Raw genomic sequence first — 16,925 nt, 5'->3', positions numbered from 1 at the left:
GATAAAAAGGAGCACAATAAATGAAGAAGGATTGGCTGGAAGAATTAGTTGCCGCAACGAATACTGATAAACGTAATGAACGTCAAATGCGTATATTAGAGGCAGCTGTTGATATGTTTGGAGAAAAAGGGTACGCCTCAACTTCAACGAGTGAAATTGCAAAGCGAGCTGGTGTAGCGGAAGGAACAATCTTCCGCTACTATAAAACGAAAAAAGATTTATTGTTTGCAGTCGTGATGCCGACCTTAACAAAGTTTGCTGCACCATTTTTCGTACAAGCCTTTGCAAAAGAAATATTTAAAACAGAGTATGAATCGTATGAAGTGCTTTTAAGAGTAATAATTCAAAATAGATTTGAATTTGCTAAAAAGCACTTTCCAATGATAAAAATATTAATTCAAGAAGTACCATTTCAGCCGGAACTAAAAAGTGAAATACAACAATTAATAGAAACAGAACTGCTTGTACATTTTAAAAAGCTGATTGCAAAGTTTCAAGAAGAAGGGGAAATTATTGAACTTCCACCATCTTCCGTATTACGTCTTACTTTATCAGCTGTACTAGGGTTACTCTTAACGAGGTTTTTATTATTGCCAGAAGAGAAATGGGACGATGAAGTGGAAATTGAAAATACGATTCAATTTATATTGTATGGACTAACGCCACGGAGGTAATGTGATGCGACAATTTGCTAAACCGATAATTGTTGTAAGTAAATGTTTAGAATTTGATGCCTGTCGTTACAATGGAGAGATGGTTCCAGATATAACAATTCGAAACTTGCAGCCATTTGTTACATTTATACCTGTATGTCCTGAAGTAGAAATTGGTTTAGGGACTCCTCGTGAAACGATACGTATTGTAGAAAAAAATGGTGCGAATAGGCTTGTACAACCGTCAATACGAGAAGATGTAACTGAAAAAATGGTGCAATTTTCAAATGCATTTTTACAAACATTACCTGAAGTTGACGGTTTTATTTTGAAGAATCGTTCGCCAAGTTGCGGAACTCGTGATGTGAAAATCTATTCTGGTTTTGAAAAAGGACCAGTAAAAGGAAAAGGAACTGGATTATTTGGCGGAGCAGTAATAAAAAAATTTTCGCATCTTCCAATTGAAGAAGAAGGTAGATTGTCGAATTTTATTATTAGAGAGCATTTCTTTACAAGATTGTTTACAATCGCACATTACAAAATGATTAAACATACTAAAAACATAAAAGAACTCGTAGCGTTTCAATCAGATTATAAGTATTTATTTATGGCATATAATCAGGTAAAACAAAAAGAATTAGGGCGTATTATTGCAAATCAAAAAAATGAAACAATTGAAGTTGTATTTGACAATTATGAGAAGACTTTATATGAATTATTCATGAGTACGCCCCGCTATACATCGAATGTAAATGTATGTGAGCACATTTTCGGATATTTTAAAACAAAGCTAAAAAAACAAGAAAAAGCTCATTTTTTAGAGCTGTTACAGAAGTATTCTGAAAAGAAAACCCCACTTAGTAGTTTACTTGTAATTTTAAAAACATGGGCCATTAGATTTGATGAAAAGTATTTATTAAGACAAACATATTTCGAACCATACCCTGAAGCTTTAGTAGAAATTTCTGATTCGGGAAAAGGTAGAGATTATTAAACAATAAATTACATAATTCGACACAAAACCTCCTATGTTGTTGTAGAACAATGTAGGAATTTTTTTGTGCATTGGTACAGAATCTGTTTTAAAATTAAGTTATGACAGAATTATAGCAATTATCTAACTAATATTCGTGTCTTTTAAGAAGTAATGTTTGTAGTAGAAACTCGCACGCTGTCGAAACTCAATATTCGATAAGGGGTGTGTAGCGGAATGGAATTTACTCTAACTCGCGAAAAACAAATGATTAAAGAAATGGTACGTGACTTTGCTGAAAAGGAAATCGCACCGAAAGCTGTGTATTATGACAAAACTGCAGAGTTTCCATATGAAACATTTCAAAAAATGGGCGAACTAGGATTATTAGGCATCCCATTCCCAGAAGAGTATGGAGGTTCAGGTGGCGATACATTATCGTACGCGTTAGCAGTTGAAGAAATTGGTCGTGCTTGTGGTGGTACTGGTTTAAGCTATGCTGCAACAATTTCATTAGGTGCTTCTCCAATTTATTATTTCGGTACAGAAGAACAAAAACAAAAGTATTTAGTTCCAATGGCGTCAGGTAAAACATTAGGTGCCTTCGGATTAACAGAGCCGAACGCTGGATCTGATGCAGGGGGCACACAAACGAAAGCTATTTTAGATGGCGATGAATATGTAATTAGTGGCGAAAAGTGTTGGATCACAAATGCAGAGTATGCAAATACAATTATTGTAACCGCTATCAACGGTTTTGAAGACAATGGTAAGAAACGTATTTCTGCATTTATCGTACCGACTACTAGTGAAGGGTTAACGATTTCAAGCCCTTACGATAAGATGGGTGTTCGTGCTTCTAACACTTGTGAAATCGTACTTGATGGTGTACGTGTACCGAAAGAAAATATTCTTGGTGATGTAAATAAAGGATTTAAACAATTCTTATATACACTTGATGGAGGACGTATTTCAATCGCAGCATTAGCAGTAGGTATTGCACAATCTGCATTTGAACGTGCATTGCAATATGCGAAAGAACGTCAACAATTTGGAAAAACGATTTCTAATTTCCAAGCGATTCAATTTAAATTGGCTGATATGGCGACTGAAGTGGAATTAGCTCGTAATTTAGTACATAAAGCAGCTTGGTTAAAAGATAACGATAAACCTTTCGGTAAAGAAGCGGCTATGGCAAAATTATTTGCATCTGAAGCAGCTAGTCGTATTGCGAATCATGCAGTACAAATTCATGGTGGATATGGCTATATGCGTGAATATGAAGTTGAACGATATATTCGTGATGCAAAACTTTTAGAAATTGGTGAAGGAACTTCTGAAATTCAACGTCTCGTAATTGCAAGACATTTAGGATGTAGATAAAAAGGAGGAGTCACTATGTTTCAAAAAATATTAATTGCTAATCGCGGGGAAATCGCAGTTCGTATTATGAAAACTTGTCAAAAACTTGGCATTCGCACTGTTGCTATTTATTCTGAGGCTGATGAAAATGCCCTTCATGTAAAATTGGCAAATGAAGCTTACTTAGTAGGCGGTCCACGTGTCCAAGAAAGCTATTTAAACCTTGAAAAAATTATTGAAATAGCTAAGAAGACAAATGCTGAAGCAATCCATCCAGGGTACGGATTATTATCAGAGAATCCATCTTTTCCGATTCGCTGTAAAGAAGAAGGAATCGTATTTATCGGTCCTTCAGAAGAAATCATTACTAAGATGGGAAGTAAAATTGAATCACGTATAGCAATGCAAGCAGCAGACGTACCAGTAGTTCCAGGCATTACTACAAATATAGAAACTGCTGAAGAAGCAATTGAAATTGCAAAACAAATTGGTTATCCATTAATGCTTAAGGCATCCGCGGGCGGCGGAGGCATTGGAATGCAGTTGATGGAAACTGAGCAAACGCTCACCAAAGCATTTGAAAGTAATAAAACAAGAGCGCAAAATTTCTTTGGTAACGGAGAAATGTATTTAGAGCGCTATATAGCAGATGCACATCATATTGAAATTCAACTTTTAGCAGATACACATGGTAATACAGTGTATTTATGGGAACGCGAATGTTCAGTGCAGCGCCGAAATCAAAAAGTGATTGAAGAAGCGCCGTCACCATTTTTAGATGAAGGTACACGAAAAGCTATGGGAGAAGTCGCTGTACAAGCTGCTAAAGCTCTTGGTTATACAAATGCTGGTACAGTTGAGTTTCTTGTAGATGATCAAAAGAACTTTTATTTCTTAGAAATGAATACGAGATTACAAGTAGAACATCCAGTTACAGAAGAAATTACTGGGTTAGACCTAGTTGAACAACAACTACTTATCGCATATGGTGAGAAGCTATCATTTACACAAGATGATGTAAAACGTAGTGGTCATGCCATCGAGGCTCGTATTTATGCAGAAGATCCGAAAACTTTCTTCCCCTCACCTGGGAAAATTACAGATTTAACGTTACCGACAAATGTACGTATTGATCACTTCTTGGAGAATCAAGTAACGATTACACCTTTCTATGATCCAATGATTGCGAAAGTAATCGCTCATGGTGAAACTCGTGAAGAAGCGATTTCAAAATTACAGGCTGCGCTGCAAGAGTTAAAAGTAGAAGGTATTAAAACGAATACACCAATGCTACTACAAGTATTGGAAGACGATGTGTTCAAAAGTGGTATTTATACAACAGGTTTTGTAACGAAACAACTTGTTAAAAAATAAGATTTATGAATATTAAGGGGGAAAAAATGATGACGAAAGTATATGCATCGATGGCAGGAAATGTTTGGAAGATTGTTGTAGGAGTAGGGGACACAGTAGAGGAAGAGCAGGATGTCGTCATTTTGGAATCTATGAAAATGGAAATTCCAATCGTTTCAGAAGAAGCCGGAACTGTTATGAAAATTAACGTACAAGAAGGCGATTTTGTAAATGAAGGAGATGTATTACTAGAAATTGAATAGGGAGATATAGGGGGAAGCGAATTGAAACTACCTAATTTTGCTGTCATTAAAGAAGTTGGGCCACGTGATGGCTTACAGAATGAAAAAAAGATTGTTGGCACAAAAGATAAAGTAAAATGGATTCAACTACTTACAGAAGCGGGATTGTCGTACGTTGAAGTTTCCTCATTCGTTCACCCTAAATGGGTTCCTGCATTAGCAGATGCAAGTGATGTATTTTCTGAGCTAAAAAGGGATCCAAATGTTACATATGCAGCGCTTGTTCCAAATCAAAATGGTTTGGAACGAGCTTTTTTGCAAAATGTAGATGAGGTGAATGTTTTTTTATCAGCAAGTGAATCTCATAATAAAAGTAATATTAATAAATCAATTAAAGAAGCATTAGCTGTAATTGAAGATATAACAAAACAGGCAACATTCAAAGGAAAAAAGGTAAGGGGCTATGTTTCTACTGTATTTGGATGTCCTTATGAAGGAGATATAAGTGCTCTGGCAGTTGACGAAATATGTAATCAACTATTTTCATACGGCATTTATGAAATCTCTCTTGGTGACACGATTGGTGTAGCGAATCCGTTACAAGTAGAGCAAGTATTAGAACATTTATTAAAGAAGTATGATGCTTCGCAGTTTGCGATGCATTTTCATAATACGTATGGAATGGCACTGGCAAATGTAGTCAAGTCTTTAGAACATGGTATTACAACGTTTGATAGTTCTTGTGGTGGACTTGGAGGATGCCCTTATGCACCAGGAGCATCGGGTAATGTTGCTACTGATGACTTAGTACATATGCTCCATAAGTTAGGTGTCCAAACAAATATAGACGAAGAAAAGTTATTGAGAGCTAGTCAATTTATTCAAAGCAAGTTAAATATCCAATTACCGAGTCATGTGTATAGAGCGCTTCAACATAAAACGATAAGTAGGTGAGAAGATGCTACAATTACAAAATATTTCCGTTGACTATGTTACACCGCACGTTGTAAAGATTTCGTTAAATCGTGAAAGACAAGCAAACTCATTATCTTTGGCATTGTTAGAAGAATTACAAACTATATTAACTCAAATAAACGAAGAATCAAATACGCGCGTTGTTATTTTAACAGGGGCTGGCGAAAAAGCGTTTTGCGCTGGTGCTGATTTAAAAGAGCGTGCCAGCATGAATGAAGAACAAGTTCGCCATGCTGTGGGTATGATTCGTTCTACTATGGAGATGGTTGAACAATTACCACAACCAGTTATTGCCGCAATAAATGGAATCGCTCTTGGTGGAGGTACTGAATTAAGCTTAGCTTGTGATTTTAGAATTGCTTCTGACACTGCAAGTCTAGGTCTTACTGAAACTTCCCTTGCAATTATACCTGGGGCGGGTGGTACTCAGCGCTTACCTAGATTAATTGGAGTTGGTAGAGCGAAAGAATTAATTTATACAGGAAGACGTATATCGGCGCAAGAAGCGAAAGAATATGGTTTAGTAGAATTCGTAGTACCAGCTGATTTACTAGAAGAGAAAGCAATTGAAATTGCAGATCGAATTGCTAATAATGGTCCAATTGCCGTTCGATTAGCAAAAGAAGCAATTTCAAATGGCATTCAAGTAGATTTACATACCGGCTTACAAATGGAAAAACAGGCGTATGAGGGCGTAATCCATACGAAAGATAGATTAGAAGGATTACAGGCATTCAAAGAAAAACGCAAACCAATGTATAAGGGGGAGTAAATATGTTAGATCAAAAACAACAATCTAATTCATTTGAAGAACGAGTTGAAACAATTAAGCAAGGCGGGGCACCGAAATATCATGAACAAAACAAAGCAAAAGGAAAACTTTTTGTTCGAGATCGTTTAGCTCGTTTATTCGATAATGGTGAATATGTGGAAGACGCATTATTTGCAAATTGTGAACAAACTGGATTACCAGCTGATGGTGTTGTAACTGCAACTGGTAAAATACATGGTCGTACTGCTTGTGTAATGGCAAATGATTCAACAGTTAAGGCTGGATCCTGGGGAGCACGTACAGTTGAAAAGATTTTACGTATTCAAGAAACGGCTGAGAAATTACGTGTACCGTTATTTTATTTAGTTGACTCTGCTGGGGCACGTATTACAGATCAAGTTGAAATGTTCCCTGGACGCCGCGGTGCAGGAAGGATCTTTTATAACCAAGTGAAATTATCTGGTAAAGTGCCACAAATTTGTTTATTATTTGGACCTTCAGCGGCTGGTGGTGCGTATATTCCAGCATTTTGTGACGTTGTTATGATGGTTGAAGGAAATGCTTCTATGTATTTGGGGTCTCCGCGTATGGCTGAAATGGTTATCGGTGAGAAGGTAACTTTAGAAGAAATGGGCGGAGCACGTATGCATTGCTCAGTATCAGGATGCGGAGATGTTTTATGTAAAACAGAAGAAGATGCAATTACGCAAGCAAGACAATATATTTCTTATTTTCCAAGTAGCTATTTAGAAAAGACTCCTTTGATTACACCTCAAGAACCGAAACAGTTCGATAAAACGTTAGAAGAAATCATTCCAGAAAATCAAAATGCTCCTTTCAATATGAAAGATCTCATTAACAGAATTATTGATGAAGGTTCTTTCTTTGAAGTGAAAAAATTATTTGCTCAAGAACTAATTACAGGTTTAGCGCGTATTGATGGTAAGCCAATTGGCATTATTGCAAATCAGCCGCGTATGAAGGGCGGCGTTTTATTCCACGATTCAGCTGATAAAGCAGCGAAGTTTATAAATTTATGCGATGCATACCATATCCCATTATTATTCCTTGCAGATGTACCTGGATTTATGATTGGTACAAAAGTAGAACGTGCCGGAATTATTCGTCATGGTGCAAAAATGATCTCTGCAATGAGTGAAGCAACTGTACCGAAAATTTCTATCGTCGTTCGAAAAGCATATGGAGCTGGCTTATATGCAATGGCAGGTCCAGCGTTTGAACCAGATTGCTGCTTAGCATTACCAACAGCTTCTATTGCAGTAATGGGTCCAGAAGCAGCGGTTAATGCTGTATATGCAAATAAGATTGCAGCTTTACCAGAAGAAGAGCGTGCAAGCTTTATTGCTGAAAAACGAGAAGAGTATAAGAAAGATATTGATATTTACCGTTTAGCATCAGAGATGGTGATTGATGGTATTGTTCATCCAAATAATTTACGTGAAGAGTTAAAAGGACGATTCGAAATGTATATGAGCAAATATCAAGTATTCACGGATCGTAAACATCCTGTATATCCAGTTTAAAAGCCCTATTTAGGGCTTTCTTGCTCAAAAAGTCAAGGAGGGGAAAACATTGAAACAAGCAGTTTGGTTTCCAACAGAAGAATATAAAGAAAAAACGCGTTTATTTGGTTGGATGAAATCATTAGGCTATGAAGATTACGAAGCTTTTTATAATAAGTCAATTGAAGAAACAGCATGGTTTTGGGGAGAAGCTGAGAGAGCAGTTGGCTATCAGTGGATGAAACCATATACAGAAGTGTTAGATTTAGAAAATGGTACACCGTTTGCACAGTGGTATACTGAGGGAACTTGTAACGTTGTAGAATCTGCTTTATCTCGCTGGCTTGCAGACGATAAAATGAAAACACAAGCAGCACTTATGTATGAAGGGGAAAACGGAACTTCAAAATCATTTACATATGAAGAGCTTGACAGCTGGGTAAGCCGTGTTGCCAACGGTTTGAAACATGCTGGTATTGAAAAAGGTGATCGTGTAACAATTTACATGCCAATGATTCCTGAAACAGTTGTTGCTATGTTAGCGGTAATGAAAATTGGAGCGATTATTTCACCAATATTCTCAGGTTTTGCTGCTGATGCAGTAATGACACGTGTACAAGCAGCTGGTTCAAAAATGGTTATTACCGCAGATGGCTTTTCACGCCGTGGGAAAATTGTTTCATTAAAAGATGAAGTAGATAAAGCTTGTGAACATTGTCCAACTGTTGAAAAGGTGGTAATTGTTCGTCATGCAGGAAATGATTTTACACCGCATAATTATGATTTTTCATGGAGTACGTTAGAAAAAGAAAAACCATTTATACATGCTGAAGAAATGAACAGTGATGATCCATTAATGCTTATATATACATCAGGAACGACTGGTAAGCCGAAGGGGACAGTACACACACATGCTGGTTTCCCGCTAAAATCTGCATTCGATGCAGGGTTTGGAATGAATATAAAACAAGGCGACCGCGTATTATGGGTAACTGATATGGGCTGGATGATGGGACCATTTTTACTATTCGGTTCTTTAATTAATGGCGCAACGATGGTTATGTACGAAGGTGTCCCAGACTTTCCAGAAGCAGACCGCTTATGGGAGACAGTCGATAAATATGAAATTACTCACCTCGGTATTTCACCAACATTAATCCGTGCATTAATGCCAAAAGGTGATGAATATGTAAATAAACACTCGTTAAAGAGTTTAGAAGTATTCGCATCAACAGGAGAACCTTGGAATCCAGACCCATGGATGTGGTTATTTAATACAGTTGGTAAAGGTAAAGTACCAATTTGTAACTATTCAGGAGGAACAGAAATTTCTGGTGGGATTTTCGGAAACGTCCTTATTAAACCAATTGCACCGATTAGTTTTAACGCATCTTTACCAGGAATGGCAGCGGTTGTACTTGATGATCAAGGTAAACCGATTCGTGATGAAGTCGGAGAATTATGTTTAGAAAAACCTTGGGTAGGTATGACGAAAAGTTTCTGGGAAGATGATGAGCGTTATGTAAATACATACTGGTCACGTTTTGAAAATAAGTGGGTTCATGGTGACTGGGTCATTTATGACGGGGAACAATATATCATTACAGGTCGTTCAGATGATACGTTAAACATTGCTGGAAAACGTATTGGCCCTGCTGAATATGAATCTATTTTTGTGAAACATAATGATGTAATAGAAGCAGCGGCGGTTGGTGTACCGGATGATGTAAAAGGAGAAGTTTGTCATTGTTTTGTTGTATTACGAGACGGTGTAATATTCTCTGGAGAGTTAAAGAAAGAATTAATGAGTTTAGTAAACTCTCATATTGGTAAAGCTTTATGTCCAAAAGACATCCACGTTGTAGAAGATTTACCAAAAACACGAAATTCTAAAGTAATGCGACGTGTTATTAAAGCAGCTTACTTAGGAAAAGAGTTAGGAGATTTATCGTCACTTGTAAATCCTGAAGTAGTTCCGTTTATTCAGGGGTTACAGTCTAGCAAACTATAAAATTACGAATGAGCTCTATGTAAATAGAGCTCATTTTTAATGTTTACAAAAAGATAAGAGAGAAAAAGTGAATTTGAAGTTAAAAAATCTACTATTAGTGTTAAGTATGTCTGTTTGTTTTTAGTTTTTATCAAAATAGGATACTGTGGCTGTCTATTCAATGGAGTGATTGAATTTTGTTAAGAATGAAAATTTAGTGAAGAAAAAAGTAATGAATAAAAGGAGAAATCCCTGGGGGACAGGGATTCAATAAGGGAGATATCATTGTCGTTCAATGTCGAAATTTGGCGTATTCGACAAATTAATATTATCACGAATTTTCAGGAGATTGCGATAGTGAATGTGTCAAAAATGTGTACGGATTTCATATTAAAGTGTTATTTAGATAGGAAAAGGGGGAAAATTACGTTCACTCGTTCTTAAGATTTTCCCCCTTAAAATTTACTATTTGTTCGTTGTCCTATATACGTCTTAATTTGGTAAATCTTCAACATGTAAAGATTGAGTACTGTCCTTTTTGTTTGAATTATGTGCCTCCTGAGATGTTTCTTGCAGTTGTTCTTGGGCCTTACTAGGAGTATTCAGCGCATCTAATGACACAGGATCAAGTTGTTGACTTAATAAATCTTTTTTATCCATGTTATGTAGCTCCTTTTTGAACTTAGATATAAAAACGAAGTGCTTTTAAATAGTTACGTGGGTATTATGTATCTTTGAATGGAATTATATACACAAACTATATTGAGAATTTAACTAATTATAAAAATTACTTGTGATGACAAGCTTAAGAAATATAAAGATCATTAGTTCTTAATAAAAGCGTTATTTGTGCGACACGTTTCCTCATAAGTGTGCAGACACGAAATAGGAGGGTTATCAATTTGATAACAATAACTGATTGACTGAAAGTAGGAATGAAAGCCGTCAGGTTGAGCTGAAACTACTTATCTGATACTCCTACATGCAAGGCGTGATAGTAGTCACAAATTGTATGAAGCTAGGTGAAGTCGGCTGAACAAAACCTAAGTGAAAAATCATATGGTGATGGATAGGTCGGGATGCTACAAAATATCTATGGTGAGAATGTCCAAATGAACTGGCGAACTTGCGAATGTACGGGTCTAAACGCTTAATACATTAGAAATGTGTATGTCGTCAATGACGACGTTATCTACCGAAAAGTAAGAGTAAATGATATGAAATTCGGAACATCTAACGATGAGGGTGTAAAGATAACAGGCTTAAAGCAAGCACCTAAGGATATATGTATAGCTAAGTCAATTGGAACGTGGTAAGCAAGAAACTGTCATCAACGCCTACTAGCAGACAGGTGCATATAAGGTTCTAACGAACCGAAATTGCTTCATTCTTGTGAAGGTGGGGACATAGTACCGAAGAAGCATGTAATAAATGTGGAGGGATAGTCCCTAGTCTTGTTCTTTGAAAACTAAATCAATTAGATGTAACTCACAGGATCGAGTAAGATGATGTGACCTTTCGTAAGAAAGGGGAATTAATACGTTGGTGAGTACAACATTGTTTGTAATCTAGTTGCTTTAGTATAGAAGAATAAGATGGGGCGCTGTATGCGATGAAAGTCGCACGTACAGTGTTAAGCGGGGGAAAAGATCGAGATAACTTCAAAGTCTTACCTATCGCAACTAGTAGGGTGTTACGAAATTTCATTTGAAAGGAACATCCCAATGATAAAAAAGAGCACTGTAAATCAGTGCTCATCTTATTAGATATTGCTTAGTCCTTAAAAATAAAACCATTACGGACAATTCACAATGGTAATAGTGACGCTAGCCATTGTTCCAGGAGAATCAAGAAGTGAAGCAGTAACGGTTACTGTTCCAGGCCCATTAGCGGCTAGAAATACAGCGGTAAAGTTACCTGAAGCATTGGTAATGACCGCAAGAGGAACCATGAAAGCAAGAGAAGGGTTACTAAATGAAAAACTGACCACTACTCCTGGAGTAGGACTACCGTTTACTAATACTTGACCCGAAAAAAATAAAGTATTATTTCCTTGAGTGGATACACATGCTGTGGTTTCGTTAGAAGTCAAGGTAATAGATGCAGGCCCAGCAGGAAGATTAAATCCAGTTGGTCCGGTTGGTCCGGTTGGTCCGGTTGGTCCGGTTGGTCCGGTTGGTCCGGTTGGTCCGGTTGGTCCAGTTGGTCCGGTTGGTCCGGTTGAACCAGTTGAACCGGTAGCACCAGTAGCTCCTGTAGAACCGGTGGGACCAGTAGGGAATTGAAAGGGTTGAACAGGTGGAAGTGTAGGTCCAATAGAACCCGGATTAAGTGCAACAAAAGATAAAAACTCGTCCATTATTTATCACCTCTAAAAATCGTATTACTAATAGTAAATGTAATGACAGAGCAAAGTGAAATGGACAAGCGGTTGTATTTTAACAAATTAAATAAAATAGTTATATGATAGAAAGAGAGATTAGTATGATTTCTTTAGAAATTAAATATAAAAAGGCGATTATCTTCAAATCGCCTTTTGGGTAATGCAGTGTAATTTTATTCAGTTATTTGAAATATAGTTTCATTCGGTTTAGAAAATCCATACAGTTTCCTTGCGAATTTTAAAATTTCTTCTTCACTACCTGTTAAAACTTTAACATCATTCTTAAGGGAATGACCATCCTTCTTTACAGAAGATAATTTTTGTTGCTCCGTATTCAGCGTGATTTGTTTTTCTTTAATCATTTCTTGTTGGTTATTCAGAGAATATTGAAGGACAAAAATTATAGGTAATATAATAGCCAAAGTAGTTATAATACGGCGTCTTGTTTTTTTAATATTACCTTGTTGGGTATTAGGGTTCACTTGCTGTGAGGGTATATTAGGATTTGATTGGTGTGATGATACTTTTGGGATGTTTCCCATTAAAATGCCTCCATTACTAATTGTAGAATTTAAACCGTTTAAAAGTATTATAAATGTTCAATGGGAATTTTAGAAGATATTTTAATATAGGTGAGTTTTGTAAAGTTTAAACAAAATCCTTATTTAAATAAAAGGAACCCCGATTGTCGCGGGGTTCCTAAGGGTAATCGTCAAGTAATGACGTACTCGACTAGTTAACGATATCATGAATTTTTTGGTAAATACACTGGTAAATGCGTCCAAATTAATGAGAGCATTATTTGAAACAAAAACGCTATTTTAATAGGGAGGGGAATAATGATGATTCCATGGGACAAGCGAGTATACATTGTATCAAGGTGATCATTTTATTACAGAGGGGACAATTTTAGAGGGTAGTGAAAAGGCGAATAAATCATTATATTGGCTTTGGTGCATGCTAGCTCCAAGCTATGAAAAAGTGTGCGGTAATAGTACAAAGCGACGTCGGTTGATTCGGATAGATGATGACGAAGAATGATATAAAAATTTCATTTTGTAGAGAAATGAGGTGATTAAGGATGGGCATAGAATATGCCATGTTTGTATTAAAAAAGAGCAGAATTTAGCCTATATATAAAGATGTTGGAATTGTTCTAAAGGGGGGAATATCTGAAATATAAATAATTGAGGGGAGTGAACTAATAATGGTAACTAGTACTTTTTTAGGATTGTTTTGGGGATGGATAACGGTTATCGTATCGGGAATACTTTTCGTACGTCCATCGGTACTACGTGAATTGAAAAAATTAGTGGTTGAAGACAGAGGATTTGGTATTATGTATGGTTTTCTATCGATTTTCCTAGGGTTAGGTAGTGTAATCCTACATAATGTATGGGTATTCAACTGGCAGGGGTTCCTAACGGTTATTGCATGGCTTGCATTATTAAAGGGAATCTACATAATTGCATATCCTGAACCCTCCAAGAAAACAGACTTTGAATTAAGGGTACTATCTACACGTATAGCGCTCGCTATCATTGGCGCCTTGGCTTTATGGATGCTTATAGTAATCTATATAAAATAATCCTTTTCTAATAAGAACTATATTAAAATAAATCTCTACGTGTTCATATACAAAAAGCTGACTATACTTAGTCAGCTTTTTGTATATTACATTCTAGTATTTATCGGTCACAAAAGACATGTTCTTTCTTTTAAGTTGATATTGAAAATATTACCAATTTTTTCTTTTACAATGACAACAAATAAAGAAACATTTACAACGACACTTATTTCGTTTAGAACTCCAATCATTATCACAATGATTCTTTTCTTTAGATTTCCACCAATCATCATTACAATGCTTTTCCTTAGAACTCCAATCATCATCACAATGATTCTTTTCTTTAGATTTCCACCAGTCATCACAACAATGCTTTTTCTTAGAACTCCAGCAATCATTTTTCCAGGACATTCTTTTATACCTCCCTTCAATAGGATTCATACTATTCTATGTTTTAGTAAAAGAATGGCTTGTTTATTAACCTATTATTTTACCTTTATATGATAGAGTGCTTTCTACTAGATATAGAATTCATACAAACTATGCTAATTTTCAAGAGATAGTTGAGAGAACTACTGGTTATGATATTAATCAACAAACACTTGTTGAAGGAAACGTTAAGATTTTAAATAATATCTTATTTTGGAGTAAGCTTTTCTGAATGTATATTTCACAATGGTAAAGGAAAAATACACCATATCACTGCAAACAAAGCCTATGTATATGTGAAGTAATAGGAAAAGGTGGTCCCTATTCAAGGAGCCGGCTTATTAAAAGTATAAATAAGAAGGTTTAGTACAAGTGTTTGTTTTTTTGTTTCTATGCTTTTGTCTCGTACACTTTTAAGCTATTGGACATACTTTACTAGTAGAAAGGATTAGGGGGTGAGGTTTTGGGTTCTCGATTTAATAATTGTAGAAAGAAATGTACGTGTAAGCATGATGATTGTTGGGACATTTTTGAAGAGTGTAAAAAGGAAAAGAATGAGAAATGTGACAGCTCTTGTGTACAAGGAATTAGAGATGAGCTTAAAAAATTAATTAATAAAACAGTGCGAATTAACACTGAAGGACGTACTTATATAGGTACTGTTTCTTCGGTAACTTGCGATGTTGTTAAGCTAGCTGCTATTCCTGGTTCAGTTGCAGCAATTATATCTCTTTGTAAAATTGAAGCAATTTTACCACCTGCTACAACTGTTACTGATGAGTTTGATTTTAACGGTGTTGACGTAGCAAATAAAGATTAATTATGCTTTATTGATGCTAAGCCATTCTTATGAATGGCTTTTTATTTTGCGTGCCCAGCTAAGCTGGGCACTGCTTGCTGGTGAAAGTCCAGCCTAGGTAAGAGCCAAGTCGCCTAGTAGCTGACAGGCAGCTGGTGGAGAAATCCTAAGGTTGAAGCCCTGTGACAAAGTAACTTCTACTAGAAGTGCGAGCGAATCAACAGACCGTAACATAAAGTGAACCTTGCCGCCTCGTTAAAAGCAACCTAGCAATAGGACAAAGGGAAGTCGAGCCTGGTGAATATGGGCGAAGACCATGGAAGATGTGAAGAACTTGGAAATACGACATCGAAGAATCCCTCGGGGTACGGAGGGCGGTATGTTGAGAAAGTAGTGTCTGGAACTGGGGAGACCCCTCCTTTGCCCTTTCTTTCAGAAAGGAGAGAGGAAACCTATAAGCATATACGAAATGGTGGACTGTAAAGAGGGAGTCGGAGGAGGTCATAGTACTGAATATCATAACGACAACACAACGTTATGTAGGGAAGGACCTCTACTTTGTTCATAAGTTGGAAGGAGGTAAGAGTGAGTGAATGCTGGAAAACTAGCTAACTACACTGATGTAAAAGCTCAAGAACTTTGGAAGACTTTATATCTTTGTGCCAAAGAAAGTTCAAGTCGTAGGTTTCACGCGTTGTATGACAAAATATATCGTCCTGACATATTGGCTGAAGCATGGAGAAGGGTAAAACGGAATCAAGGGAGCGGTGGAATTGATGGACAGACGATTGAAGAAATCGTGTATCAATATGGAGAACGAAACTTTCTCAATGAATTATATATAGAATTGAAAAGTAAATCATACCATCCACAAGCTGTAAGAAGAATGTATATTCCAAAAGGTGATGGAAAACAAAGACCGCTTGGAATTCCCACGATCAAGGATAGGGTTGTACAAATGGCAACGAAATTGGTGATAGAACCTATCTTCGAAGCCGATTTTCAAGACTGTTCGTATGGGTTTCGCCCGAAACGAAACGCACATCAAGCGATATCGAAGATACGGAAAGCGAGTAAAACATCTCATTGGATTGTAGATGTAGACATACAAGGATACTTTGACAATATTAATCATGACAAATTAATGAGGCTTGTAGAAAGAAGAATCAGTGACCGAAGAGTGTTAAAACTCATTAGAAAATGGTTGAAAGCGGGAATCATGGAACATGCGCAATTTCATGAAACGACATTAGGTACACCACAAGGTGGCGTGATATCTCCATTACTTTCTAATATATATTTAAACTATATGGATACCATTTGGGAAAAGAAGTGTAAACATTTGGGGGAACTAATTCGATATGCGGATGACTTTGTCATCGTATGTCAAACAAAACAACAAGCATTAGAGAGTATTCGGATACTACAATCCATTATGAATAAGTTAGAACTTACAATCCATACAGAAAAGTCGAAGCTAGTGAATACGTGGGATGGAAACGAGGGATTTGATTTTCTAGGATTTCACCACCGAAAATACTCTAAACATGTGAAAGGCGGGAAGAAAGTGCATGTGATGGCACATATTCCGAGCCAGAAAGCCATGAAGAAAATGCGGGAACGCATTAAAAGATACACAGAGCCGAGGAACAAACTGTATTTACAATTGGAAGAGATGGTGAAAGGTTTAAATAGAATTCTGCAAGGATTCAAGAATTATTATAGCTTATCTTCAATTGGACAGAAGTGGCTCTGTAAAATAGACTGGTACGTCCTAGAACGACTTAACCTTTTTTGGAATAAGAAAAGAAATGTTCGAAAGAAACATGGTCGTATCAAGGACTTGATGAAGAAAACAACATATACACTCGTGAAAGTAGGAGGATAGAACAAAACTGAACGCC

At 36.6% G+C, this 16,925-nt stretch carries 18 protein-coding genes and 1 pseudogene; 15 read left to right on the top strand and 4 right to left on the bottom strand.

What is annotated here, in order from left to right:
• Nucleotides 1-20 precede the first annotated feature (20 nt).
• From MKX77_RS11810 to MKX77_RS11770, 9 genes are all read left to right on the top strand, one after another.
• Nucleotides 21-674: a TetR/AcrR family transcriptional regulator gene (locus MKX77_RS11810; RefSeq protein ID WP_002065518.1), complete on the top strand. Its 654-nt coding sequence runs from the start codon at nucleotides 21-23 to the stop codon at nucleotides 672-674.
• Between the two features lie 4 nt (nucleotides 675-678).
• On the top strand, nucleotides 679-1,647 hold the full coding sequence (locus MKX77_RS11805; protein WP_341306729.1) for a YbgA family protein: 969 nt from the start codon (nucleotides 679-681) through the stop codon (nucleotides 1,645-1,647).
• Between the two features lie 216 nt (nucleotides 1,648-1,863).
• The gene (locus MKX77_RS11800; RefSeq protein ID WP_105587023.1) at nucleotides 1,864-3,009 is read left to right on the top strand and encodes an acyl-CoA dehydrogenase; all 1,146 of its coding nucleotides are present in this window, start codon (nucleotides 1,864-1,866) and stop codon (nucleotides 3,007-3,009) included.
• Nucleotides 3,010-3,024: 15 nt separating this feature from the next.
• A complete protein-coding gene (locus MKX77_RS11795; protein ID WP_341306728.1) occupies nucleotides 3,025-4,362 on the top strand; it encodes an acetyl-CoA carboxylase biotin carboxylase subunit in 1,338 nt (445 codons plus the stop codon).
• A 26-nt stretch (nucleotides 4,363-4,388) separates the two neighbouring features.
• Entirely contained in the window at nucleotides 4,389-4,604 is a 216-nt protein-coding gene (locus tag MKX77_RS11790) for an acetyl-CoA carboxylase biotin carboxyl carrier protein subunit (RefSeq protein WP_001985297.1), read from the top strand.
• A 21-nt stretch (nucleotides 4,605-4,625) separates the two neighbouring features.
• Nucleotides 4,626-5,537 (top strand): hydroxymethylglutaryl-CoA lyase, encoded by a 912-nt coding sequence (mvaB, locus tag MKX77_RS11785; RefSeq protein ID WP_341306727.1) that lies wholly within the window; start codon nucleotides 4,626-4,628, stop codon nucleotides 5,535-5,537.
• 4 nt (nucleotides 5,538-5,541) lie between these two features.
• The gene (locus MKX77_RS11780) at nucleotides 5,542-6,330 is read left to right on the top strand and encodes an enoyl-CoA hydratase (RefSeq protein ID WP_341306726.1); all 789 of its coding nucleotides are present in this window, start codon (nucleotides 5,542-5,544) and stop codon (nucleotides 6,328-6,330) included.
• Nucleotides 6,331-6,332: 2 nt separating this feature from the next.
• A complete protein-coding gene (locus MKX77_RS11775; protein ID WP_341306725.1) occupies nucleotides 6,333-7,874 on the top strand; it encodes an acyl-CoA carboxylase subunit beta in 1,542 nt (513 codons plus the stop codon).
• Nucleotides 7,875-7,923: 49 nt separating this feature from the next.
• Nucleotides 7,924-9,864 carry an AMP-binding protein gene (locus MKX77_RS11770; RefSeq protein ID WP_341306724.1) on the top strand — a complete coding sequence of 647 codons (1,941 nt, stop codon included), beginning with the start codon at nucleotides 7,924-7,926 and terminating at the stop codon, nucleotides 9,862-9,864.
• Between the two features lie 471 nt (nucleotides 9,865-10,335).
• Here MKX77_RS11770 and MKX77_RS11765 read toward each other — a convergent pair whose 3' ends face one another.
• Nucleotides 10,336-10,503: a hypothetical protein gene (locus MKX77_RS11765; protein ID WP_002065527.1), complete on the bottom strand. Its 168-nt coding sequence runs from the start codon at nucleotides 10,501-10,503 to the stop codon at nucleotides 10,336-10,338.
• 1,151 nt (nucleotides 10,504-11,654) lie between these two features.
• Here MKX77_RS11765 and MKX77_RS11760 point away from each other — a divergent pair.
• A complete protein-coding gene (locus MKX77_RS11760; protein WP_002085442.1) occupies nucleotides 11,655-11,870 on the top strand; it encodes a hypothetical protein in 216 nt (71 codons plus the stop codon).
• Nucleotides 11,871-11,915: 45 nt separating this feature from the next.
• Complete coding sequence (locus MKX77_RS11755; RefSeq protein WP_341306723.1) at nucleotides 11,916-12,128, top strand: hypothetical protein; 213 nt, start codon at nucleotides 11,916-11,918, stop codon at nucleotides 12,126-12,128.
• Nucleotides 12,129-12,145: 17 nt separating this feature from the next.
• Here MKX77_RS11755 and MKX77_RS11750 read toward each other — a convergent pair.
• A pseudogene (locus tag MKX77_RS11750) lies at nucleotides 12,146-12,202 on the bottom strand (exosporium leader peptide-containing protein); the annotation flags it as partial.
• 197 nt (nucleotides 12,203-12,399) lie between these two features.
• On the bottom strand, nucleotides 12,400-12,768 hold the full coding sequence (locus MKX77_RS11745; RefSeq protein ID WP_341306722.1) for an FtsB family cell division protein: 369 nt from the start codon (nucleotides 12,766-12,768) through the stop codon (nucleotides 12,400-12,402).
• 328 nt (nucleotides 12,769-13,096) lie between these two features.
• On the opposite strand from MKX77_RS11745, the gene MKX77_RS11740 reads away from it, so the two are divergent.
• Together MKX77_RS11740 and MKX77_RS11735 are read left to right on the top strand one after the other, a co-directional pair.
• On the top strand, nucleotides 13,097-13,267 hold the full coding sequence (locus MKX77_RS11740) for a hypothetical protein (protein ID WP_215556405.1): 171 nt from the start codon (nucleotides 13,097-13,099) through the stop codon (nucleotides 13,265-13,267).
• Nucleotides 13,268-13,433: 166 nt separating this feature from the next.
• Nucleotides 13,434-13,814, top strand: coding sequence for a hypothetical protein (locus tag MKX77_RS11735; protein WP_215556406.1), 381 nt, complete (start codon nucleotides 13,434-13,436; stop codon nucleotides 13,812-13,814).
• Between the two features lie 107 nt (nucleotides 13,815-13,921).
• Here the strand turns inward: MKX77_RS11735 and MKX77_RS11730 are convergent, their stop codons facing one another.
• On the bottom strand, nucleotides 13,922-14,224 hold the full coding sequence (locus MKX77_RS11730) for a hypothetical protein (RefSeq protein WP_308033562.1): 303 nt from the start codon (nucleotides 14,222-14,224) through the stop codon (nucleotides 13,922-13,924).
• A 461-nt stretch (nucleotides 14,225-14,685) separates the two neighbouring features.
• Between MKX77_RS11730 and MKX77_RS11725 the strand changes: the two genes are divergently transcribed.
• Entirely contained in the window at nucleotides 14,686-15,042 is a 357-nt protein-coding gene (locus MKX77_RS11725; RefSeq protein WP_002032241.1) for a hypothetical protein, read from the top strand.
• A 568-nt stretch (nucleotides 15,043-15,610) separates the two neighbouring features.
• Nucleotides 15,611-16,909 carry a group II intron reverse transcriptase/maturase gene (gene ltrA / locus MKX77_RS11720; protein ID WP_341306032.1) on the top strand — a complete coding sequence of 433 codons (1,299 nt, stop codon included), beginning with the start codon at nucleotides 15,611-15,613 and terminating at the stop codon, nucleotides 16,907-16,909.
• The last annotated feature ends 16 nt before the right edge of the window (nucleotides 16,910-16,925 follow it).

Source organism: Bacillus sp. FSL R9-9410 (assembly GCF_038050385.1).
GTDB classification, from domain to species: Bacteria; Bacillota; Bacilli; order Bacillales; family Bacillaceae_G; genus Bacillus_A; species Bacillus_A cereus_U.
Note: the sequence above shows the minus strand (reverse complement) of the source record. Positions and strands in the feature narration are given on the sequence as shown.